Genomic DNA, 20,846 nt, shown 5'->3' with positions numbered 1-20,846 from the left:
CGCTCTCTCACTTAACGTCGGGTTTTGGGCGACGCTCTCTCACTTAACGTCGGGTTTTGGGCGACGCTCTCTCACTTCCCGTCGGTGACGTGACCGGCGTCGTACGTTAAAGTCGCGGAGGCAGCGGTACTGCCGTCGGCGGGCTGAATGGACGTGATCGTCAGTAAACCGGCGCCCGGCAGCGTGACCGACTGGCCTTCGCGGAAGGCTTGCTTTCGCTGTTGTTCGGCGGTCCGGATCCAGAACTGGATAGCGGGGGCGCCGTCGGCCATACCGATTTTGACCACGCCCACTTTGACGCCGTCGAAGGTGGGCTGCATGCCTTGCTTGACTGTTACCAGCTGTTCCACGGCCATCCTTACTTCACGTCCACTGAGTACACGGAGTCGAAGTTTTCCTTGTACTCGTCCTCGGTCAGTTCCAAGGTCCCCGCTTTGTCCTCGCCATCCAGCGTGCCCCCGGAAGGGCCCCACGGGTTGGCCAGCACCACAACGCGCTCGCCGTCGTCGTTGGTCTTCACGTCAACCACTATGTACGCGTGGTTGGGCACGACGTCGGTGCGGTTCACTTCGTCGGACTCCCACACCCAGTCGAAATCGTCATCCTGGGTGTCCTCGGTACCCACCGAGACCGCCTGGCCGTCCGAGAGCTTGTCCTCGATCTCGTCCAGGTCCAGCTCGCCGTCCTTGTCGGCGGACTGGCCGGTCATCAGTTCCATGGCTTCGTTGCTGAACCCGCCGTCGATGTCGTCGTAGGATCCGCCGCGGTGCTCAGCTGCCGCGCGCTCGTAGATGGAAAGCCAGTTGGGTTCGCCATCGGCGCCCCGGACGCCGCCTTCGGTGGACTTGGCCTCCACAGTGACTTCCACCGGCTCGCCGTCTTCGTAAAGGGTGACCACCCAGTGCGTCGGGGGATCACCGACGGGACGCATGTGCTCCTCAAGGAACTCGTCCAGCTTGCCTTCGCGCTCCAACACCTGGGCCACGGAGCCAATGCCGGCCAACAGCCAGCAGTCACCGATCTGTCCTTGGTTGATGTCGCTGGGGTCGCCGGCGTCGGGGTCGTTGCGGACGTCGCCGGGCACATCGACGTCGGGCGTGTCCGGGTCCAGCGGACCGGGGTCGCCGGGCGGATTCGAATCGCCCCGCCCGGAATGATCAGAGCCCGAGGACCCTGACGCTCCCGAGCTGGACTTGTCCTGCTCATCCGCGTTGCGGATCAGCTCCTTAGCCTGCGTCTGCAGTTCACTGGAGATTTTCTTCAGCATGGGGCGGTGTTCGGAGTCCCACGAGGCCCGGAACATCGCAGCGTCCCGGCCATCCCACCGTGCATTGCTGATGAGGTGACCCAGCTCCGTGGACAGGGAGGTCATCCGTTCCGAGTGCCTGGACATGGTCTTCGCGAGTGCCCGCAGTTGTTCAATGTCAGCACCGTAAAATCCCGGCATTACTTGCCCTCCTCACGTGTTGCGTTGTTGTCGCAACTTTCGGAATCCACCGGAACGGTCATGCGCAGGTAGGCCGGGCTCTTGGATTCGATAGTGACCGTGGCGCCCACCCCATCGCTGCTGCGGGTTACCACCCAACCGCCCGGGACCGGGTCAGTGCCGTCGAATGCGGGGAACCCGTGCTTTTTGAGGATTGGGTCGGCGGCAGCGAAGACCTCTTCAAAGTTCCTGGACGGCTGAACGATGTCCGCACTGCTTTTCATGGTTTGTGGATGGAAGACGCACTTGCCATCTTTGCTTTGGGTCACCGAGGCGGGATCGTCCACGGCCCACGTAATGTCCGGCATCTGCTTCTCCAACGCCGCAATCAGCTCGGCGCGCAGGGTGTCGTACTTGGCGGTGCTCTCGGCCAAGGTGGCCGGGCTGGCCGTTACTGCCGGCGCGCTGCTGGGTTCGCGGGTTGGTCCGTCGGGGGTACCGCTGCATCCCGCAGCAAGAGTCACCACCGTCAGGGCAGCAGCCAGCGGCCACGCGTTTCGGTGCATGCGGCGGTTCATGTCGTCCCCAGGTTCAGTTAATGTTCGACGGCGGATCTCACCGAATGCTTTCACGTTGCCTTGCGCTTAGCGATGGGCAGAACAACCCGTGAAGGTGAGAGAGGGTCAGTCGGAAGGGTGTCAGGGGTGAGAGAGGGTCGGTTGGGAGGGCGTCAGGGGTGAGAGAGGGTCGGTTGGGAGGGCGTCAGGGGTGAGAGGGTCGGTCGGAAGGGCGTCAGGGGTGAGAGAGGGTCAGGTGTCGCGGGTGAGGATCCAGGTGTTGGTGCCGTCCTGGCGTTCGAACGTCACCGTGGTCACCAGGGCCTCGATGAGTGCCAGCCCGCGGCCGGACTCCGCTTCCGAATCCGGCATGGAAGCCTGCATGTCGCTCGCGAAGGGCTCCCGGGCGTTGTACGCGCTGACCCTCGCGACCAGCCGGGCGGGCCGGACGCTGATGTCCACGTCGATCTCCACGGGCTTCTCTGCCACAGGGAGCGCATGCTGCACGATGTTCGCCGCTGCCTCGATGACTGCGGTGGCAAAGGTCATCCGGTCCATGTCCGGCACAAAGGCAGCGTCGTCCCACAGGGCGTCCAGCTCGTTGTGGATGGATTCGATCGCTTCCTCATTGGATGGCCCGTGGAAACCGCGGCGGGCAATGACCTCAGTCATCTCCGAACGCCTCCTCGGCTGAGGTGTAGGAAGTGAGCACCCGGTCCATGTTGGTCAGCTCCAGGACCATTTTTACCTGCGGTTGGACACCGGAGATGCGGAGGTCGCCGCCTGCCTGCCGGGCTGCTTTGAGGCATCCGATGAGGGCCCCGAGGCCGGAAGAGTCCATGAAGTCGGTCTCGGCAAGATTGACCACAACCCGGCTGGATCCACCGGCCACGACCTCATTCACTACCTCGCGGAGCTTGGGGGCTGCCACCATGTTCAAACGCCCCACGCTCTTCACCTCCGCGTAGGAGTCTTTGACCTCATAGCTAAACTGCATCTGCATTCCTCTCTTCGGGGCGTTCCGGCCCAACATCCTCAGGGCCAGCACCTTCAGGTACGAATCCCTTGTACAAAACTGCCTTGACCAGCACGCTCAGGACCACCAGGTCGAAGGCCACCCATGCCACGTTCACCAGCGTGCCCAAAGGCTCCGACAGCCCGGTGAGCAGACGCGCAACTCCGACAACAAGCGCCACGGCCAACAACACTGCCACGATGATCTGCGGCCGGATCAGGCTCCAGCTTGGGCCGCCGCTCTGCCGCGCCTTGGGGGTGACGGCAAACCCGAGGGGACGTCCGAACCAGACGTTCCGCGCCGCCGTCGTGCAGGCCTTGATCCAGGTGGGGAACAGCGCGAGGCTGTACTGCTGTCCGCGCCAGGTGGGGATACCGTGCCCGGCCACCACAAACAGCAACTGGTTCACCACCATGAACGGGATGAACCGGATGAAGAAGTCCCAGCTGAGGCTGCTCACAGGGAGGATGCCGAGCGTCAGGTAAATGATGGGGGCCGCGAAGTACACCACGGCCGCGAAGCCGCTCAGGTAGCTCCACATGGTGGAGAAGTACATGAGCCGCTGACCCCAGGAAAGCCGGGGTTGGACCAGGGGGTTTTCGCGAAGGAGGACCTGCATGGTGCCTTGGGCCCAGCGGAGGCGCTGGGTGAGCATGGTTTTGAGGTCTTCGGGTGCCAGGCCGTTGGCGAGGATTTCGTGGTGGTAGACGCTCTTCCAGCCGAGGGAGTGGATACGCATGGCCGTGGCCATGTCCTCGGTGACCGAGATGGTGGCCAGGGGCATGATCGGCTGGGCTTCGTCGGTGCGTTCCACGGAGATGGCGTCCAGGACGGCGTGGACCGACTCGAGCGCACCAAGGGGGGACCAGTCGCGTCCGGACATACGGTCGACGGCGTCACTTGCCACAGTGGTCACGCCGGACTCACCGACGTGGGCGAGTTCCATGGCGGCGATCTCTTCGAGGTCGGCCTGCAGGGCGGAGAAGTCGGCGGCCACGAGGGTCCGCACGGCTTCGTCCACTTTGCGGCGCACACGGTACGTGATCTCGCTGAGGGATGCGCCGGCTTCCAGTTCAGTCTGGGCGGTCTCCGTGGCCGCTTCAACCTGGTTCAGCATCTGCTCCACCAGCGGGTTCCGGGCCTCTTCAGAGCGGCGTGCCTTCTTGATCGCGGAACGGGACGCAGCGAGGGCCCGGCGGACACTCTTCTCCGTAGCTTTGACGTAGCCCACCAGGCCGAGCTGCATGAGGGCTTCCCGGCGGAGGATTGCATTCGAGCCGCAGAAGAACGCTGCGTTCCAGCCGTCCTTCCCCTGTTGGATGGGCCCGTAGAACAGCGGGGCCTGACTGCCCAGGGGATCGTCGGCCGGGACGTTGATGAAGTACTGCGGGGTCTGGACCAGGGCAACGCGGTCGTCGTTGAAGTAGCCCAGCGTCTTGTCCAGGATGTCCGGCTCGGGGATCTGGTCGGCGTCGAGAATCAACAGGTACTCGCCCGACGTGACCATGAGCGCGTTGTTCAGGTTGCCCGCCTTGGCGTGCCGCGGCATGTCCGGTGTCCAATCCGCGCCGCGCGTCACGTAGCCAACCCCGTTCGACTCGGCGAGTTGGCGCATCTCGGGGCGGTCGCCGTCGTCGAGTATCCAGGTGCTGTGCGGCCAGCGGATGTCCTTGGCGGCCAGGGCCGTGGTCATCACCAGGTCCAGCGGCTCGTTGTACGTAGTGATGAAGACGTCAACCGTGGCCGTCTCCGGTGGCGCGGGCGGCGGCTTCCGGATTTTGAGGTTCCACACCGTCAAGCCGAACAGCATCACGTCGATGAGGCTGTACGTTTCAGCGATCACCAACGGAACCGCGATCCACCACGCGTCCCAGTTCAGCGACGCCATCCAACGCCACGCCACATAGTTGACGCCCAAAATGACGGTCAGGACAACCAGCAGTCGAGTCCAAAAACGTGTCACAATCCCCCTTTTGTGTAGTTATCGGATGACGTCCGGTTTACGGCGAACGACGACGGCGGTCACGTCGTCTTCCGCTGTCGCCGCCGGAGCCAACTCCAGGAGGGCGGCGCAGATCTCGTCCGACGTTCCTTCGCTCCGCGCGGCCTTCTCCACGTTCCGGACAAAGTCTTCAAGCGAAGCGTGGGCGTCAAGCACGCCGTCGCTGACGATCACGAGCGAATCGCCGGGGTCCAGTTGAAGGTCAGCGGAAACCCAGTGCTGTCCGTCCAGGATGCCGACGGGCGGGCCGGCGGAGGTCAGCCGCTGAACCGGACCCTCAGCCGGGATGTGCAGGGCGAGCCCGTGACCGGCGTCGATATAGCTGAGCTTGCCGGAGGGGGCATCCAACCGTGCGTGGAACATGGTCACGAAAGAACCGGACTGGTCCAGGTCCGACGTAATGGTGGTGCTGGCGGAGTCAAAAGCCTGATCCATGGCAGGGGTGTCCGCTACTGAACGCATCACGGCTTGGACGGTGGCGGCGATCAAGGCCGCGCCCATTCCCTTGCCCATGGCGTCCGCGAACGTCAGGTGCATGCCGTCCCGGGTCTGATACCAGTCGTAGAAGTCCCCACCCACGCTGCGGGTCGGGCGGAAGGCGCCGGCGACGTCGTATCCGTCCAGTCTGACTGTTTCCCGCGGGAGGAGGCTCTTCTGCACGACGGCCGCGCGGGCCAGTTCGTCCGTTTGGCCGGTGTCCTCGGCGGGTGCTGCAGGCGTCCGTGCCCGGCGGAACAGGGCACGGATGCGGGCTTGGAGTTCTTTGGGGCTGAAGGGCTTGTTGATGTAGTCGTCCGCGCCGGTGTCCAGGCCGGTGAGCCGGTCGATCTCGTCGGCCCGCGCCGTCAGCATGAGGATGTAGGCGTCCGAAAATTCGCGGAGGCGGCGGCAGACTTCCATGCCGTCGATGTCCGGGAGGTTGATGTCCAACGTCACGAGTTCTGCGTTCGTACTGCGGACTGCTTCGACGCCGGACAGGCCGTCAGGTGCTTCGGTCACCACAAAGTCGAGCTGCTCGAGGACGAGGACGAGGAGTCCGCGAATGTCGGCGTCATCTTCGACGACGACAGCGTGGCGTACGGGGGTGGAAGAGACCATGGCTCCATTAACTACTGCTGCTGAAGATTTGTCACGTTTAGTCAAGGCATATGAAACGCCCGCTCACAAGAGTGAGCGGGCGTTACAAGAATTGTGCAGTTAGGTGAGAGAGCGATCCGCTCAAACACGCTGGAGGTGAGAGAGGGTTAGACGCCCAGCTCTTCCTTGAGTGCCTGGACGTGGCCCTGCGCGCTGACCTGGTACTGGGTGAGCTTGACGGTGCCTTCGCCGTCGAGCACTACGGTGGAGCGGACCAGGCCTTCGACGATTTCGCCGTCAACCAGCTTCTCGCCCCAAGCGCCGTAGGAGAGGGCCACAGCGTGGTCTTCGTCGGAGAGGAGCGGGAAAGTCAGGGCGAATTCGCCCGTGAACTTGGAGAGGGCTTCCGGGGCGTCCGGGGAGATCCCGATGACGTCGTAACCCTTGCCCTGCAGGCTGGCGAGGTTGTCGCGGAAGTCGCAAGCCTCGGTGGTGCAGCCGGGGGTGGCTGCCTTCGGGTAGAAGTACACAATGACGTTGCGTCCGCGGTAATCGGACAGCGAGACCTTGGTGCCGTCGGCGTCGAGAAGCGCGAAGTCAGGTGCTTGCGTTCCGACGAGGAGTTTCTGGGTCATGGCGATCCTTTACATTCAACCGGTGTGCACCGGCGGTCATTTCAAACAACAGCGATCATTCAAAGAGCGAAGTCAATGAAGTAGAACAGCGAAATCAGATGCTGTATTCCGCAGGTCCGCGCACCGTGGCATAAGGGCCTGGCACGAACTGGTAGCCGCCACCACGGACGGTGGCGACGGTGTGTCGGGCGGAGCCTAGCTTCCGCCGCACCCTTCCAACATAAACGTCGATCGAGCGAAATGCCGCGCCGGGGAGGTCAAATGACTCCAAAAAACGTTGCAATTCTTCACGACTGATGGCCCGTGAGCAGTTGACCACGAGGTAGCGGAGCAGCTTGTATTCCATGCCAGTAAAGGCAACCGGCTCGCCGTCCAGCAGGACTACTTCAGCAGCGAGGTCCACCGCAAGTTGGCTGCGGCGGCTTGCCAACGTTACGGGCTCGACGGCGGTGCTGTCGCCGCCGGCGGCGACGCTATCGCCGTCGGAAGCGGACTTCGAACGCGCCTCCGCGAGGGCATCGGCCAGCGTTACTGTCGCTGTCTGCGAACCGTTGGTACCGGCGTCGGCGGCTTCCTGCGGAGTGCCGCCCCAGGAAGTGTCGCCGACGCCGGAGTGTTCTGCCCCGATGGCGGGCCAGATGCGGACGTCCGCCTCCGGGGCAAGTTTCATGGCACGGGCCAGCACAAGGCGTGCTGCCCGTTCCCAGACCTCAGGATCGATCTCGTCACCGTCGGCCGGGTTGACCCAGAGAGCCAGCCCGTGCGCGGTCAGGCCAGGTGTGGTCAGGCCGTTCCGTCGTCCCGAGGAAGCTCCGCGTGCTGCGGGTCCTCGCGACGGCGGCGGCCCGTAGGCATTGACTGCCATGGCGGTTGACCTAAACGTTGCCGCGGCGGAGCAGCTTGCCGCCGGGGTTCTGGCCGTCGATCGCGGTGCCGCGCAGGTACGTCTTGCGGACGACGCCGGCCAAGGGGCGGCCGTCGTACGGCGTGATCGGGTTCTTGTGCTTGAGCTTGGTGACGTCCACAACGAAGGCTTCGTCCGGGGCGAAGATGGAGAAGTCGGCGTCGTAGCCCAGGGCGAGCTGGCCCTTGTTGTGCAGGCGGGCCAAGGCGGCAGGCTTCTCGGCCATCCAGGAGACGACCTGTTCCAGCGGGATGCCGCGGTGGCGGGCTTCGGTCCAGATCAGGGAGAGGCCCAGCTGGAGCGAGGAAACGCCGCCCCAGGCCACGGCGAAGTCGCCGTTTTCCAGGTCCTTAAGATCCAGTGTGGAGGGGGAGTGGTCCGAGACGATGCAGTCGATGGTGCCGTCCTGCAGGCCCTTCCAGAGGAGCTCGCGGTTGGAAGCCTCGCGGATGGGCGGGCAGCACTTGTAGGCCGTGGCGCCGTCGGGGATTTCTTCGGCCATGAGCGTCAGGTAGTGCGGGCAGGTCTCAACGGTGAGGTTGACGCCGTCGCGCTTTGCCGAAGCGATCATGGGAAGCGCGTCGGAGGAGGAGAGGTGCAGGATGTGGGCGCGGGCGCCGGTCCAGCGGGCACGCTCGATGACCTCGGCGATGGCCTTGTTCTCAGCACCGCGCGGGCGGGAAGCCAGGAAGGTCTCGTAGTGGTCGCCGCCCGGGTGCGGGGCACGGTCGATGGCGTGGGAGTCCTCGGCGTGCACGATCATGAGGGAGTCGAAGGACTTGAGTTCCTTCATGTCCTCTTCCATCTCGTCTGCATCGAGGTGCGGGAACTCGTCCACGCCGGAGTGCAGGAGGAAGCACTTGAAGCCGAACACGCCTTCGTCGTGCAGCGGGCGGAGGTCGCTCTTGTTGCCGGGGATGGCACCGCCCCAGAATCCGACATCTACGAACGCCTGGTCCTTGGCGACGACGCGCTTCTGCTCCAGGCCGTCCACGCTGGTGGTGGGCGGGATGCTGTTCAGCGGCATGTCGATGATGGTGGTCACGCCACCGGCTGCAGCGGCGCGCGTGGCGGAGGCGAAGCCTTCCCACTCGGTGCGGCCGGGCTCATTGACGTGGACGTGGGTGTCCACCAGGCCGGGGATGAGGGTTTCGTCGTCTGCGAGTTCGATGACCTCGTCACCCGTCAGGCCGTTGCCCAGGGGTTCGATGGCGACGATGACGCCGTCGCGGATGCCAACTTCGCGGGCTGCGAGGCCGGCGGTGGTCAGGATGCGCTGGCCCCGGATAACGAGGTCATAGGCGCCGATTGCTTCAGACATTGAGGTACTCCTTGTTGTCGGTCCGTTCCGCCAGGTACACGCCTATGTGCTTACCTAATTGTTCAAGCAACGGACCTGCTTCAGCGATACATTTTTGGACATCTTTTTCCAGATCGGTCAGGGCATGGACCGTGTGGAAGCCGGCGTCCGTGAGTTGTTCACGGCTCAGGGTACTCCGGCCGCACACTGCGATCACGGGAACCCCGTTCCTTTGTGCCGCGCGGGAGACGCCCATGGGGGTCTTGCCGAGCAGGCTTTGCTCGTCCAGGCTGCCTTCTCCGGTAATCACCAGATCGGCGCCCTTGAGCCTGCGCTCGAGTTCAGTGAATTCAAGCACGACGTCGATACCTGGCCGCCGCTCTGCCTTCAGCGCTGCGATGGCAATGTAGCCAACGCCGCCTGCCGCTCCGGCGCCTTCTGCCTTGGCAGCGTACTTGGCATGCTGCCCGGTTGTTGCCGCGAGGACGTCGACGAAGTGGCTTGCTGCGGCATTCAGCTCGGTGACGTCGTCCGGCGTCGCGCCCTTCTGCGGACCGAAGATGGCTGGGGCTCCGCTGGCCCCCAAAAGGGGATTGTCGACGTCGGACGCCAACACGAATTCCGTTGCCTCAACGCGGACGTCGAAGTTGGAGAAGTCGATGCTGTCGATTTCCGCGAGTGCGGCACCGCCGCCGGGGAGTTCGTTGCCGTTCTTGTCCAGGAAGACTGCGCCGAGGCCCTGCAGGACTCCCGCGCCGGCGTCGGTGTTGGCGCTGCCGCCCACACCCAGGATGATCTTGCGGCAGCCGAGGTCCAGCGCGGCGCGGATGAGTTCGCCCGTGCCGATGCTGGTTGCGGTTTTCGCGGTTTCGCTCGTGGGGCCGTCCGGCAGGAGGGCGAGACCGGAAGCTGCCGCCATTTCGATGACAGCTTCCTGGTCCCGCACTGCGAAGTCGGCCTTCACTGGCTCGCCGAGCGGGCCGGTGACGGTGGTGGTCCGGCGGGTGAAGCCGGAGCCGATGGCAGCGTCGATGGTTCCTTCGCCGCCGTCGGCCACCGGAATGCGTGTTGCCTCAAAGCCTTTCGAGCCGAAGCCGGCGAGCAGTCCTGTTGCCAGGTGCTCGGCGACGTCGGGTGCGGACAGCGAGCCCTTGAATTTGTCCGGGGCGATGACAACACGCATTCCGGTGCCTCCCTTCTTTTACTGTTACTTACGCTTTGGTCAGGATCGCGGTGGGTGCGTCCGCCGCGGACTCTGCCAACTCTTCGAACTCGTTCACGCCGCTGATCTCAACGCCCATGGAGATGTTGGTGATCTTTTCCAGGATCACTTCCACAACCACGGGAACCTTGAACTCGCCCATCAGTGCCTTGGCCTTGTCGAAAGCGGCAGGCAGATCGTTGGGGTCCTCAACGCGGATGGCCTTGACGCCCAGTCCTTCAGCAACCTTGATGTGGTCAACGCCGTAGCCGTTGGTCTCCGGGCTGTTGATGTTCTCGAAGGCCAGGGAAACGTTCTGTTCCATGTTGAAGCCGCGCTGGCTCTGACGGATCAGGCCCAGGTAGCTGTTGTTCACCACAACATGGATGTACGGCAGGTTGAACTGTGCGCCCACGGCCAGTTCCTCGATCATGAACTGGAAGTCGTAGTCACCGGACAGGGCAACAACGGTGGCATCCGGAGTTCCACGAACCACGCCCAAGGCGGCGGGACCGGTCCAACCCAGCGGGCCGGCCTGGCCTGCGTTGATCCACTTGCGGGCACCGAACACGTGCAGCATCTGTGCGCCGGCGATCTGCGACAGGCCAATGGTGGACACGTAGGTGGTGTCGCGGCCGAAGGCCTTGTTCATCTCCTGGTACACGCGCTGCGGCTTGATCGGCACGTTGTCGAAGTTGGTCTTGCGGTGCAGGGAGCCCTTGCGCTCCTGGCACTCGGCAACCCAGCCCGAGTAGTCCGGCAGGGTCTTAGCTGCCTGGCGTTCGCGGGCCAGTTCCAGCAGACCGTCCAGCGCCGCACCGGCGTCGGACGCAATGCCCAAGTCCGGGGAGAAAACGCGACCGATCTGGGTCGGCTCGATGTCGATGTGCACGAACTTACGGCCGGCCGTGTAGGTGTCCAGGCCGCCGGTGTGGCGGTTGGCCCAACGGTTGCCGATGCCGATCACGAAGTCGCTCTGCAGGAAGGTCTCGTTGCCGTAGCGGTGCGAGGTCTGCAGGCCAACCATGCCGGCCATCAGCTGGTGGTCGTCGGGGATGGCGCCCCAGCCCATCAGCGTGGGGATGACGGGAACGTTCAGGATCTCGGCCAGCTCAACCAGCTGGGCCGAAGCGCCGGCGTTGATGATGCCGCCACCGGCAACGATCAGCGGGTGCTTGGCTGCGGTCAGCAGGTCCAAAGCCTTTTCCAGCTGCTTGCGGGAAGCCTTGGGCTTCTCCACCGGCAGGGGCTCGTAGGCGTCGATGTCGAACTCGATCTCGGCCATCTGAACATCGATGGGCAGGTCCAGCAGAACCGGGCCCGGACGACCCGAACGCATCAGCTGGAAGGCCTTCTGGAACGCGCCGGGAACCTGGCCCGGCTCCAGGATGGTCATGGCGAACTTGGTCAACGGCTTGGCGATGGACTCGATGTCCACGGCCTGGAAGTCTTCCTTGTGCAGCTTGGCAACGGGTGCCTGGCCGGTGATGCAGAGCATGGGGATGGAATCGGCCTGGGCTGCGTACAGGCCAGTGATCATGTCCGTGCCTGCGGGGCCCGACGTGCCGATGCAGATGCCGATGTTGCCATCAGCTGCACGGCTGTAGCCGTCAGCCATGTGGCTGGCGCCTTCAACGTGGCGGGCCAGCGTGTGGCGGATGCCGCCGTGGGCACGCATTGCTGAGTAGAAGGGGTTGATCGCTGCGCCGGGCAGACCGAAAGCTTCGGTTGCGCCTTCCTTTTCCAGGATGGCTACGGCCGCATCAACGGTGCGCATCTTTGCCATGGTGTACTCCTTGAAGTCTGTTTTTGGGTGTGCTGAAGCGAGTTTGTGTACAGATAACGCCCTTTAGAAGGTGTTTTCCGGGCGTTTTCTGTACACAAACTCTCGAGTTGGAGAGCTGCTGGGCTTACTTCCGGCCGCTGAGCTGGAGGACCTGCTTGAAGAGGCCCGAGTGGTCGAGGCCGCCGTCGCCCTGGTTGACGGTTGCGGCGACGAGCTGGGCGACGACTGCGCCGAGCGGGACAGCGACGTTGGCTTCGCGGGCTGCGGAGGTGACGATGCCGAGGTCCTTGTGGTGGAGGGCCAGGCGGAAGCCGGGGTCGAAGTTGCGGTCGAGCATCTTCTGACCCTTCTGGTCGAGGACCTTGGAGCCGGCCAAGCCGCCGCCCAGGACCTTCAGTGCTGCGTCGGTGTCCACGCCGTAGGCCTCAAGGAAGGCGATGGCCTCGCCGAGGACCTGGATGTTGACGGCTACGATCAGCTGGTTTGCTGCCTTGACGGTCTGGCCGGAGCCGGACGGGCCGACGTGGACGATGGTCTTGCCCACTGCGTTGAGGACATCCTGTGCTGCCTCGAAGTCTGCAGCTTCGCCGCCGACCATGATGGACAGAACGGCGTCGATTGCGCCCTGTTCGCCACCGGATACGGGAGCGTCGAGCGGGCGGATGCCTGCTGCTACAGCGTCGTCGGAGAGGCGCTTGGCGACGTCCGGGCGGATGCTGGATGCGTCGATCCAGAGGGTGCCCTTCTTCGCGTTGGCGAAGACGCCGTCCTTGCCGCTGACTACACCCTCAACATCAGGGGAGTCCGGGACCATGGTGATGACGACGTCGGCGTCCTTGACAGCGTCAGCGATGCTCGTAGCACCCTGGCCGCCCTCGGAGACGAGCTTGTCGATCTTGTCCTGGCTGCGGTTGAAACCGGTGACCGTGTGGCCGGCCTTGACGAGGTTGATGGCCATGGGGAGGCCCATGATTCCGAGTCCGATGACTGCAACGTTGCTCATTGTGGTTCTCTTTCTGAAAGTCTTTTTAGCTCAGGTGTGCTGGGTGCTTAGTTGGCGTTGGCGCGCTGGCGGATGGCCCAGCTGAAAGCCGATTCCTGCGGTTCCTTGTACTCGAGGCCGATGTAGCCGTCGTAGCCGAGTTCGCGGCTGCGGGCGATCCATTCGCCGAGGGGGAGCGTGCCGGTTCCGGGAGCGCCGCGGCCGGGGTTGTCGGCGATCTGGATGTGGCCGAAGTCCTTGGCGTGGTTCTCGATGACGGACTCGACGTCGTCGCCGTTGACTGCCAGGTGGTAGAAGTCGGCGAGGAGCTTGATGTTCTGTGCGCCGGATTCTGCCTTGACGCGGGCGATGACCTTGAGTGCGTCTTCGGCGGTGAGGAGCGGGTACTTGGGTGCGCCGCTGACCGGTTCGAGGAGGACGGTGCCGCCGATGCGGGCGACGCCTTCTGCTGCTGCGGCGAGGTTCTTGGCGGCGAGTTCGTCCTGCTCTTCAGGGGTGAACTCGTCCTGGCGGTTGCCGTAGAGGGCGTTGAAGGCCTTGCAGCCCAGGCGCTCACCGATGCCGGCTACGACGTCGATGTTGTCCTTGAACTCGGAGCAACGTCCCTTCCAGGAAACCAGGCCGCGGTCGCCGCCGGGCATGTTGCCCGCGTTGAAGTTCAAGCCCGTGAGCTGAACGCCGGCGTCCTTGATGGCGGTTTCAAACTCTGTTGTCTCTTTATCGGTGGGAACCGAAGTGGCGAAGGGCCACCAGAACTCGACGGCGTCAAAACCGGCTGCCTTCGCGGCGGCGGGGCGCTCGAGCAAGGGCAGCTCCGTCAGGAGGATGGAGCAGTTCACTGTGTACGTCATCGTAGGTCCTTCCGAGGAGGGGCTTGGCTCTATCTTCCTCTGTGCTTCGCCTCGGCCTTGGTGGCTTCAGTTTCCGCTTTGTGGAATTTAGATTCTGCTTTATGAAAAGTTTAGGGAAGGTGGGGGTGGGAGTCAAGGGGGCGGGTGGGGGAGGTGGGGGTTTGGGATACCAGTGCAGCCCGTTTGAGGCCGCGATTGCCGGGATGGCGCGATGGCTTGACTTGATCGTGGGTGTGCTTCGCATGAATGCTCCTCAGTCGGGGGCTCGACTGGGGCGACTGGGTAGTTTCCGGTCAAGCACTAACTTCCCGCGCTTCATGGTCATAATGAGTACTAGTGGCACGGACTGGGAATGCAAACTAGAACTCGATCAGGCACAGGTAGGTATAGATGAGCAACGGCGAACATCGTCAAGAAAAGCCTCCGACTGATGCCCCGATCACCTCGTCTGTCGACGACGGCCTCGGGCGTGCACCCGTAGCGCATGATTTTGCGGCTTCCATCCGCGAGCTCGATGCGAGTGAAGGGCTCGTTGTCGGCGTTCTCGGCCCGTGGGGTCATGGCAAAAGCTCGTTCATTAACCTTATGCGCGAGCAGTTTGCAGCAGCACCGGCGCTCACGGTTGTCGACTTCAACCCGTGGATGTTTTCGGGCTCAGATCAGCTCGTCAGTTTCTTCCTCACCGAGATTGGCGCTGAACTCAGTATCAGCAATAAGAGTCGCTTCGGTAGGACCGCCGACTGGCTCGCCCAATACGCTGGGATCCTGAAGCCGGTCTCGCAGTTCGTTCCGGTGCCCGGAGCCGCGGCTGCCGGCGAGGCAGCCGCGGCGGCACTCACTGGCATAGCCGGGACTACCAACGCAAACCGCAGCGCCAAGAAGCTTCGAGAAGAGATTACCGCTGAGCTACGAAAACTTGAGCAGCCTGTCGTGGTCGTCATCGATGACATAGACCGCCTTACCACTGCCGAGATACGCGAAATTTTCAAGCTCGTGCGTTTAACAGCCAGCTTCCCGAACATCGTTTATGTGCTCGCATTCGATCGAGAACGCGTAGAGCAGGCTCTCACCGAAGACGGCGTCCCGGGGCGCGCTTATCTGGAGAAGATTGTGCAGCTGAGCTTTGACGTTCCGCAGGCGCCTGCCACGCTGCTTAGATCTCAGGTGTTTGATGAACTAAATCGTGTCCTGGATCCTGTGACGAACGCAACGCTCGATGATGGCCGCTGGAGCGACGTCTACTGGGAAGTTATCGATCCGTTGTTCTCGAACATGCGAGACGTTACGCGATACGCAATCTCCTCAAGATCAACGATCAAAAGTCTAGGCAAAGAGATTGACCTTGTTGATCTGCTGGCGATGGAAGCCCTACGAGTGTTTCGTCCCGAATTGATGCAGCATTTGTCCGGGTTGCGTAGCGAGCTTACGAGAACGCGCGACATAGTGGGACGCAAAGACGACCGGGCGCAGAAGGCCGTCGACTCGCTCCTAGAAAGGTTTGCAGACGACTCAGATCTGATCAGGGGGCTCTTCAACCGCGTCTTTCCTGTCGCGCTGCAGTACGTGGAGAACAATCACTACGGATCCGATTGGCTCGGTACATGGCGAACCGCCCATCGCATGGCGCATATCGATTTCCTGAACCTCTACTTCGACCGTGTGGCTCCTGACGAACTAGTCGCGTTCAGGGCCTCAGAGCGGGCATTCGCCCTGCTGAACGACGATTTCTCGCTCAAGACGTACCTCGCAGGGGTGGATCCTAACCAGCTTGAGACTGTGCTCGAAGGGCTCACGTCATATGAAGCGAAGTTCAGTATTGACATGGTTGTCCCCGGATCGATCACACTCCTGAACCTTATTGACGCGATTCCGCAAAAGGAGAACCGGGGATTTTTCGATATCGGTCGCCCCGAGGTGACGGTCGGCCGAGTCGTTCTCCGTCTGCTTCGCAGTATCGATGACCAGGCTGAACGCGAGAAGCTCGTCACCGATATCCTCACCGGGACCGAGACGTATTCCTCTCAACTCGACCTCATCAACAGCGTGGGTTACCGAGAAGGGGTGGGCCACAAATTGGTCAGCGAAACATTTGCCCAGAAAATCGAAGCTGATTTCGTCGGGCGTCTTCAAAGGACGCCTCCAGCCGCCCCGTCGCGCGAGTGGGACGCGTGGCGGATATACAACGCCGTCAGATTGTCGACTGGAAACCCGCCCCTCTCAGATGAAACGGACCCCCTTCTCGCGCTATCCGTGATTAGGTCAGTCAAGTCGACGGCACGTTCCCAATCCGTAGGATCACGACAGGTCAAACGCGAGGATCGCCTCGGGTGGGATCTGCTCGTTGAGGTATTTGGCACGGAGGCTGTGGTCAAAAAGACTGTTGAGAACATACGAAAGACGCTGGGTGACGAACCCATCCTTCAGCTCGCTAACAAATACCTATCAGGGTGGCGGCCTGAGGAGCGAATGTAGACAGGGGCGTTGCTTGTACTAGGAATCAGGTTCCCCGGGGTGCTATACCCTGGAAATCGCCGTATCGGGCGTAATGCCGATAGCGCCCAGAGCTCCGGCCAAGGCTGGACGCTGGCTCCGAAGTTTAGCCGTTTGGGGCGGCAAATGCGCCCGCGAGCTAGTCCTCGACGCAAGAAGCGTCATTGCTTTTTGGGGGAAGCAGGGGTGCCAGAGTTCTGGCTGGGAGTATTGAGAGCCTGGCGCAAGTGCTTCAAACGCTCCAGGACTTCATCAAAGGTCAGTACCGTCACGTTACTCAAACCTCCACGGTAGCGGCCAAACGATTCCCGTTGTTCCGCGTTGAGTGCCGAGAGTCGTCCAGTGACAACGGCGCCGCGCGGCTCGTTCACCGTGTCGAAACCAGATCCCTGGAACAAGACCATGGCGTACTCAGCGGCTGACGCCATTTGCGATTGAACCTGCGCGACGGGTCCACTCAGATGATCATGTGGACTGTAGACTGCGCTGGAGTCCTTTCCTCGGTAGGAGCTGGGTCTCATTAGAGTTGCCCCGGGGGTCTTAATCTCCACCAGAACCACAGAACGGGTGACGGGGTTCGCGCACAGGAAGTCGGTGATCCTAGATCCGCTTCCGTCGAAACCTTGGCTCTTTACCGTGACCTGTTCCTTTTCGACAACCAGAGGCGTTGAGAGGATGAGCTGAAGTGCAAAATGGTTGTTCCCGAAGAACCTCTGCCAGTGTGGTTCACTGTTCGCTTTTGAGCCCTCAAGGTTTGATTCAAACTCGGCGATGAGGGCGTCCAATGACACCAGCTCGATGTCGTCACGCAACTTGACCAGGCGCTGTGGATCCTCTTGAGCGATCTTGGGGGCGGCGTCCGTTACCGCGTTGGCGAGGGTGACCCGGTCCTCGGCCGTGGTGACGTGCCCTGTAGCCACCTCTTCTGTAATAGCGCGGATTACCGGGTGCTTGGTGTACTTCGGGCCGACGTCATTCGAATGGAGCAAGTCCGTGAGAGCGTTGTGAGCTTCGGCGTCGTTGACCCGCTGAACTGCGGACTGCCCACGCTTCCGGTTGCGCTCTACAGCCACGCGGTATCGATCAAAGCGTTCGAGCGTAACACGGTAGGTGGATCCGTCGGGACTGCCACCTTCGCCTCCCGTCTGCAGAAAGCGGATGATGGTGCACTCGGTTTGGTTTTCGATTTCCTTTATGAATCCCCTGTAACTTTTATTGATACCGAGGCCGAAAGCGTAGATGGAGTTGAACCCCTTTGGTAGGTCTGCCACTTGAAGGCGGAAAAAGCGGTCATTCTCGTAGCTATGAGTGCTGATTGACCATCTAGGAAGTTCGATCTGAAATTCTTTGATCTGGCCAGAATCGGCACTCGGAAAGATCCGCAGCAACTCCTCACCCGGACTGTACCGCAAGGCCTCGTACGGGACAGCATCACTGTCATTTCCGATGTAGGTCAGCACGAACTCATCTTCGTCGCTGGTGCGCTCAAGTCGCCCTGAAACATCGGTACCTTCAACTTCGATGCCTTCGACTCCGGTATCCTCGATGGCGTCAACTTCCTGATCCGGTTCTACGAGGCTTTCGTCAAATGGATTCTTGAGCATTGCGGTCCCCCTGTTGGTGTTCGTTGTGGCGGGTACAGTGTACGCACCCAAAAGTTCCTAAGCTGAACATTTGGGTTAGGACCTAAGGAGTAAGGCTGTGGACGACATCAGGCAGGAGGCCTCTATTGTGTCCGGACTCCCGCAGCCTTCGGATGAAGACGTCACGGGGCCGACGTACGTTAAGAGGTTTACAGCCTTCGTATCGAAGATGATCGAGTCAACGACTCTGTCTTACTGGAGCGCCCTTGGTTTGAAGGAGAACTCGCTCTATTTGATTACCACCAGCTCGTTGCGCCGGTTTGGACAGTGTGAAATGCAACCCGGCCTCAGCGGACGAGAATCGCCGGACGGGGGAGTGTAAGTGCACCCTCTTGCCTGTTCCAGACCGACGAACGGACATGGCTTTCCCGCTCGACATCGATCCGCGAAATAGTTTGTCGGCAGGCGCTGATACGTGGACACAGGGTGACCAAGGCGGCGTCCGCTGCGTCTGGCCAATGGAATTGATGTTCTTACGACAACAGAACCGGGTTATCCGAGGAGAGCTGGCTGGGCTTGGCTGGTAGGCTCGTGCAACATGAGCGACCTTGCCGATGGCGTGACCTTGATTGACGAAAAACCCCATCCGGACATGGCTTCGCCCAGGTTTCCACAGATCGAGCGGGTTGAAGCATCCGGCGTCTTGGGTGACTACGACTACTCGTTCGATTTTAGGGAAACCAATCGGGACCCACACTCGGATCGTGTGCGTGTCATATACGCGCGCAACGGCAGCGGTAAGACGAACCTTCTCCGCGCCGTTTACCATTTACTGACTCCGGACATTGACAGCCTCCAGGCACTCATTGATATTCCTATCAGTAAGCTACGAGTCTTGTTTCGATCGGGTGCGACCATTACTCTTTCGCGAGCGGGATCACTAGACGGCCCATACTCTGTTGAGATTTCACAACCTCAGGGAGAGTCAGACAAAGATTTGCCGAACAAGTTGGTTGTAGAGCCAAGTGATTTCGGTTCCAGAGTCTACAGGCGTGTACTCCTGGCTCGAGCGGACTACGACTCCTACCTTGTTGGACTGCATCGACTACAGGGTCACACAATATTTGTAGGTGATGACCGCTCGGTTCAATCTGCTGTTCCAATTTTTAAGCAGCAGGAGTCTTTTGTTAAATCATTCCGTGAATACGATCGTATTGCACCGCGTTCAGCGGTAATAGCGAGTGCCCGAACTCAGGAGGTGCAGGAATCCCTCAAGCGAATTGAGGAGATTTTTAGCAGAATGGCCTTCGCTGATATCTCGATGGAGAGCGGCCAGGGCGGCGGTGCTTATGCTGAAATTACACGACACGTATTAAATGGAAAGAAGCAAGAGTTGCTTGCTGCTGAGGCGCGAAGTAGCCTCCTTGCGAAGATAAGCCAAATCCTATTACGCGGCATCAGCTTTGAAAGATATGGACTGATTAACCTCAAGCAGGTTAAGAGAATACGTACTGAGATAGTTGAGACGCGCTCAAATAACACCAAACTCAAGAGTCTGCATGGCGTATTGGATCCGTATCTATCCAATCTCCTAGAGCAAATGGACGCTCTTGAGAAAACTAAAGATGTTATAGATGCCTTTGTGACTTCGGTGAATGGGTTCCTTGAGCGGAAGTCACTTTCATTTCAGACACTATCGGGCATCACTCTTCTCAACAGGAACCATGAAATGCTTGATCCGGAAAAGCTGTCGAGTGGTGAGAAGCATCTTCTGTTACTCCTAAGCAATGCAGTAATTGCTAGCCGCGTCGGCTGTCTCTTTATAATTGATGAACCTGAGCTTTCTCTGGGTATTGAGTGGCAGAGGAAGCTAATTAGTGAGCTCCTACGTTGCACCGCTGGCAGTTCAGTGCAATTTCTAATAGCATCTCACTCAGTCCAAATAATGACTGACATTAGCGAAGTTGTAAGTCCTCGTGAAGTTAACTGATGACACCGTTGAAGGAAAGCCACGTCTAAATGTGGATGATATTCGTCGTGAGGTATCCTTGACTCGCAGCAAATACCTGATTGTCGAAGGTAATGTTGATAGACGGTTTTTCACTGAATGGGTTCGTACTATTGGCGTGCGTTGGATGCCTTCATATAGCGAGCCCCACATTATCTGCATAGGTGACATTGATGTACCGGATGGGGTGCTGATTCAGGAGGGGGTGACATTAGGTAATCGCAGCCGGATCCTCTGCCTATCGAACGAACTCAATGACTTCGCGAATAAACTGCGTTGCGTTGTCGACGTTGATTGCGGCGAACATCGGGACGATTTCTCGTCTCCCGTGCTGATGTGGACCGACTTCCCTGCCTTGGAGAGTTATGCATTCAATCCTCAAGTTCTTGATACGCTGAATCGGAACATGCTTTCTGAGCGATTGCCAGAAGGTGAAATTTTGATCTCCCTCCTTAGGGAAGCTCTTCGCGACTTATATGTAGTTAGGCATCAAAACCCTTCGCTAGCACGGCCTTTGGTGTCTAAAGGGGTCATTAAAAGGGGCGGCGACTATGCGGGTTTTGATGTTCGGAAGACTGTTCCGCCGAACGTGGCAGTCAAGGTTGGTGAGTATGAATCACCTGAGTATTCAGATGTCAGGGAGGTGGTCTATGGGCATGACCTCGCCGCTTTGCTCATGGCAGTTTTCGGAAACCTCATCAAAAATCAGTGTGGTCTACGTGATGAAGAAGCACTAGAAAACGGCCTAAGGATGGCAATTCTAGTTGAGGGTTCTTTTGCTAGAATGCCACTTTTTAGTGGTCTGGCTGATTGGATGGGCGGCTGAATTGCCTTAGTCAGTGTCGGCTTCTTGCTGTGACGGACTTGCTACCTTGAACCTAATTGGACGGAGGGGCATTTTCCAATGTCGCTCTTAGACGCTACGACCTGGTCCACCAGAGCCTGGGCGTGGTCCGAGTTTGTGCCCCCGATGACTACATTCGATCTATAAACTGCAATAACTTGAAT

At 60.6% G+C, this 20,846-nt stretch carries 17 protein-coding genes and 1 pseudogene; 3 read left to right on the top strand and 15 right to left on the bottom strand.

The features are described 5' to 3' along the window. Positions 1–71: 71 nt before the first annotated feature. The 14 genes and pseudogenes from N7568_RS21840 to N7568_RS21775 all read right to left on the bottom strand — a co-directional run bounded on the left by N7568_RS21840 (position 72) and on the right by N7568_RS21775 (position 13,757). Positions 72–350 (bottom strand): hypothetical protein, encoded by a 279-nt coding sequence (locus tag N7568_RS21840; RefSeq protein WP_261611850.1) that lies wholly within the window; start codon positions 348–350, stop codon positions 72–74. An 8-nt stretch (positions 351–358) separates the two neighbouring features. Further along, complete coding sequence (locus N7568_RS21835; RefSeq protein ID WP_261611849.1) at positions 359–1,447, bottom strand: C2 family cysteine protease; 1,089 nt, start codon at positions 1,445–1,447, stop codon at positions 359–361. Then, complete coding sequence (locus N7568_RS21830; RefSeq protein ID WP_261611848.1) at positions 1,447–2,004, bottom strand: hypothetical protein; 558 nt, start codon at positions 2,002–2,004, stop codon at positions 1,447–1,449. Before N7568_RS21830 ends, N7568_RS21835 begins: the two co-directional genes overlap by 1 nt. A 231-nt stretch (positions 2,005–2,235) precedes the next feature. Beyond that, positions 2,236–2,655: an ATP-binding protein gene (locus N7568_RS21825; RefSeq protein WP_261611847.1), complete on the bottom strand. Its 420-nt coding sequence runs from the start codon at positions 2,653–2,655 to the stop codon at positions 2,236–2,238. Beyond that, a complete protein-coding gene (locus N7568_RS21820) occupies positions 2,648–2,980 on the bottom strand; it encodes an STAS domain-containing protein (protein WP_261611846.1) in 333 nt (110 codons plus the stop codon). The genes N7568_RS21825 and N7568_RS21820 overlap by 8 nt, the downstream gene beginning before the upstream one ends. Further along, on the bottom strand, positions 2,970–4,961 hold the full coding sequence (locus N7568_RS21815) for a glycosyltransferase family 2 protein (RefSeq protein ID WP_261611845.1): 1,992 nt from the start codon (positions 4,959–4,961) through the stop codon (positions 2,970–2,972). Before N7568_RS21815 ends, N7568_RS21820 begins: the two co-directional genes overlap by 11 nt. Positions 4,962–4,979: 18 nt before the next feature. Continuing rightward, entirely contained in the window at positions 4,980–6,098 is a 1,119-nt protein-coding gene (locus tag N7568_RS21810) for a PP2C family protein-serine/threonine phosphatase (protein ID WP_261611844.1), read from the bottom strand. 146 nt (positions 6,099–6,244) lie between these two features. Beyond that, a complete protein-coding gene (bcp, locus tag N7568_RS21805; RefSeq protein WP_261611843.1) occupies positions 6,245–6,712 on the bottom strand; it encodes a thioredoxin-dependent thiol peroxidase in 468 nt (155 codons plus the stop codon). A 94-nt stretch (positions 6,713–6,806) separates the two neighbouring features. Further along, positions 6,807–7,577: a winged helix-turn-helix domain-containing protein gene (locus N7568_RS21800; protein ID WP_261611842.1), complete on the bottom strand. Its 771-nt coding sequence runs from the start codon at positions 7,575–7,577 to the stop codon at positions 6,807–6,809. A 10-nt stretch (positions 7,578–7,587) separates the two neighbouring features. Beyond that, the gene (gene allB, locus N7568_RS21795) at positions 7,588–8,937 is read right to left on the bottom strand and encodes an allantoinase AllB (RefSeq protein WP_261611841.1); all 1,350 of its coding nucleotides are present in this window, start codon (positions 8,935–8,937) and stop codon (positions 7,588–7,590) included. Continuing rightward, positions 8,930–10,099, bottom strand: a complete 1,170-nt coding sequence (locus N7568_RS21790; protein WP_261611840.1) for a glycerate kinase — start codon at positions 10,097–10,099, stop codon at positions 8,930–8,932. Before N7568_RS21790 ends, allB begins: the two co-directional genes overlap by 8 nt. 28 nt (positions 10,100–10,127) lie before the next feature. Further along, on the bottom strand, positions 10,128–11,903 hold the full coding sequence (gene gcl / locus N7568_RS21785; protein ID WP_261611839.1) for a glyoxylate carboligase: 1,776 nt from the start codon (positions 11,901–11,903) through the stop codon (positions 10,128–10,130). 124 nt (positions 11,904–12,027) lie between these two features. Further along, a pseudogene (locus N7568_RS21780) lies at positions 12,028–12,924 on the bottom strand (2-hydroxy-3-oxopropionate reductase); the annotation flags it as partial. Between the two features lie 29 nt (positions 12,925–12,953). After that, positions 12,954–13,757 (bottom strand): hydroxypyruvate isomerase family protein, encoded by an 804-nt coding sequence (locus tag N7568_RS21775; RefSeq protein ID WP_105692055.1) that lies wholly within the window; start codon positions 13,755–13,757, stop codon positions 12,954–12,956. A gap of 390 nt (positions 13,758–14,147) precedes the next feature. Here N7568_RS21775 and N7568_RS21770 point away from each other — a divergent pair, with 390 nt between their 5' ends. Then, complete coding sequence (locus N7568_RS21770) at positions 14,148–16,229, top strand: KAP family P-loop NTPase fold protein (RefSeq protein ID WP_261611838.1); 2,082 nt, start codon at positions 14,148–14,150, stop codon at positions 16,227–16,229. 179 nt (positions 16,230–16,408) lie between these two features. Here N7568_RS21770 and N7568_RS21765 read toward each other — a convergent pair whose 3' ends face one another. Next, the gene (locus tag N7568_RS21765) at positions 16,409–17,851 is read right to left on the bottom strand and encodes a DUF4263 domain-containing protein (protein WP_261611837.1); all 1,443 of its coding nucleotides are present in this window, start codon (positions 17,849–17,851) and stop codon (positions 16,409–16,411) included. Positions 17,852–18,428: 577 nt separating this feature from the next. Here N7568_RS21765 and N7568_RS21760 point away from each other — a divergent pair. Beyond that, positions 18,429–19,820 (top strand): ATP-binding protein, encoded by a 1,392-nt coding sequence (locus N7568_RS21760; RefSeq protein ID WP_261611836.1) that lies wholly within the window; start codon positions 18,429–18,431, stop codon positions 19,818–19,820. Beyond that, on the top strand, positions 19,807–20,664 hold the full coding sequence (locus tag N7568_RS21755) for a hypothetical protein (protein WP_261611835.1): 858 nt from the start codon (positions 19,807–19,809) through the stop codon (positions 20,662–20,664). The genes N7568_RS21760 and N7568_RS21755 overlap by 14 nt, the downstream gene beginning before the upstream one ends. Positions 20,665–20,846: the final 182 nt, after the last annotated feature.

Source organism: Paenarthrobacter aurescens (genome assembly GCF_025421775.1).
GTDB lineage: Bacteria > Actinomycetota > Actinomycetes > Actinomycetales > Micrococcaceae > Arthrobacter > Arthrobacter aurescens_B.
This window is presented reverse-complemented; position numbering and strand designations above follow the sequence as displayed.

Bases quoted from the DNA above. Each gene is read 5' to 3' on its own strand.
- N7568_RS21800 (WP_261611842.1), bottom strand. From the start codon at position 7,577: ATGGCAGTCAATGCCTACGGGCCGCCGCCGTCGCGAGGACCCGCAGCA.
- N7568_RS21810 (WP_261611844.1), bottom strand. From the start codon at position 6,098: ATGGTCTCTTCCACCCCCGTACGCCACGCTGTCGTCGTCGAAGATGAC.
- gcl (WP_261611839.1), bottom strand. From the start codon at position 11,903: ATGGCAAAGATGCGCACCGTTGATGCGGCCGTAGCCATCCTGGAAAAG.
- N7568_RS21835 (WP_261611849.1), bottom strand. From the start codon at position 1,447: ATGCCGGGATTTTACGGTGCTGACATTGAACAACTGCGGGCACTCGCG.
- N7568_RS21765 (WP_261611837.1), bottom strand. From the start codon at position 17,851: ATGCTCAAGAATCCATTTGACGAAAGCCTCGTAGAACCGGATCAGGAA.
- N7568_RS21760 (WP_261611836.1), top strand. From the start codon at position 18,429: ATGAGCGACCTTGCCGATGGCGTGACCTTGATTGACGAAAAACCCCAT.
- N7568_RS21770 (WP_261611838.1), top strand. From the start codon at position 14,148: ATGAGCAACGGCGAACATCGTCAAGAAAAGCCTCCGACTGATGCCCCG.
- N7568_RS21775 (WP_105692055.1), bottom strand. From the start codon at position 13,757: ATGACGTACACAGTGAACTGCTCCATCCTCCTGACGGAGCTGCCCTTG.
- bcp (WP_261611843.1), bottom strand. From the start codon at position 6,712: ATGACCCAGAAACTCCTCGTCGGAACGCAAGCACCTGACTTCGCGCTT.
- N7568_RS21830 (WP_261611848.1), bottom strand. From the start codon at position 2,004: ATGAACCGCCGCATGCACCGAAACGCGTGGCCGCTGGCTGCTGCCCTG.
- allB (WP_261611841.1), bottom strand. From the start codon at position 8,937: ATGTCTGAAGCAATCGGCGCCTATGACCTCGTTATCCGGGGCCAGCGC.
- N7568_RS21790 (WP_261611840.1), bottom strand. From the start codon at position 10,099: ATGCGTGTTGTCATCGCCCCGGACAAATTCAAGGGCTCGCTGTCCGCA.
- N7568_RS21825 (WP_261611847.1), bottom strand. From the start codon at position 2,655: ATGACTGAGGTCATTGCCCGCCGCGGTTTCCACGGGCCATCCAATGAG.
- N7568_RS21820 (WP_261611846.1), bottom strand. From the start codon at position 2,980: ATGCAGTTTAGCTATGAGGTCAAAGACTCCTACGCGGAGGTGAAGAGC.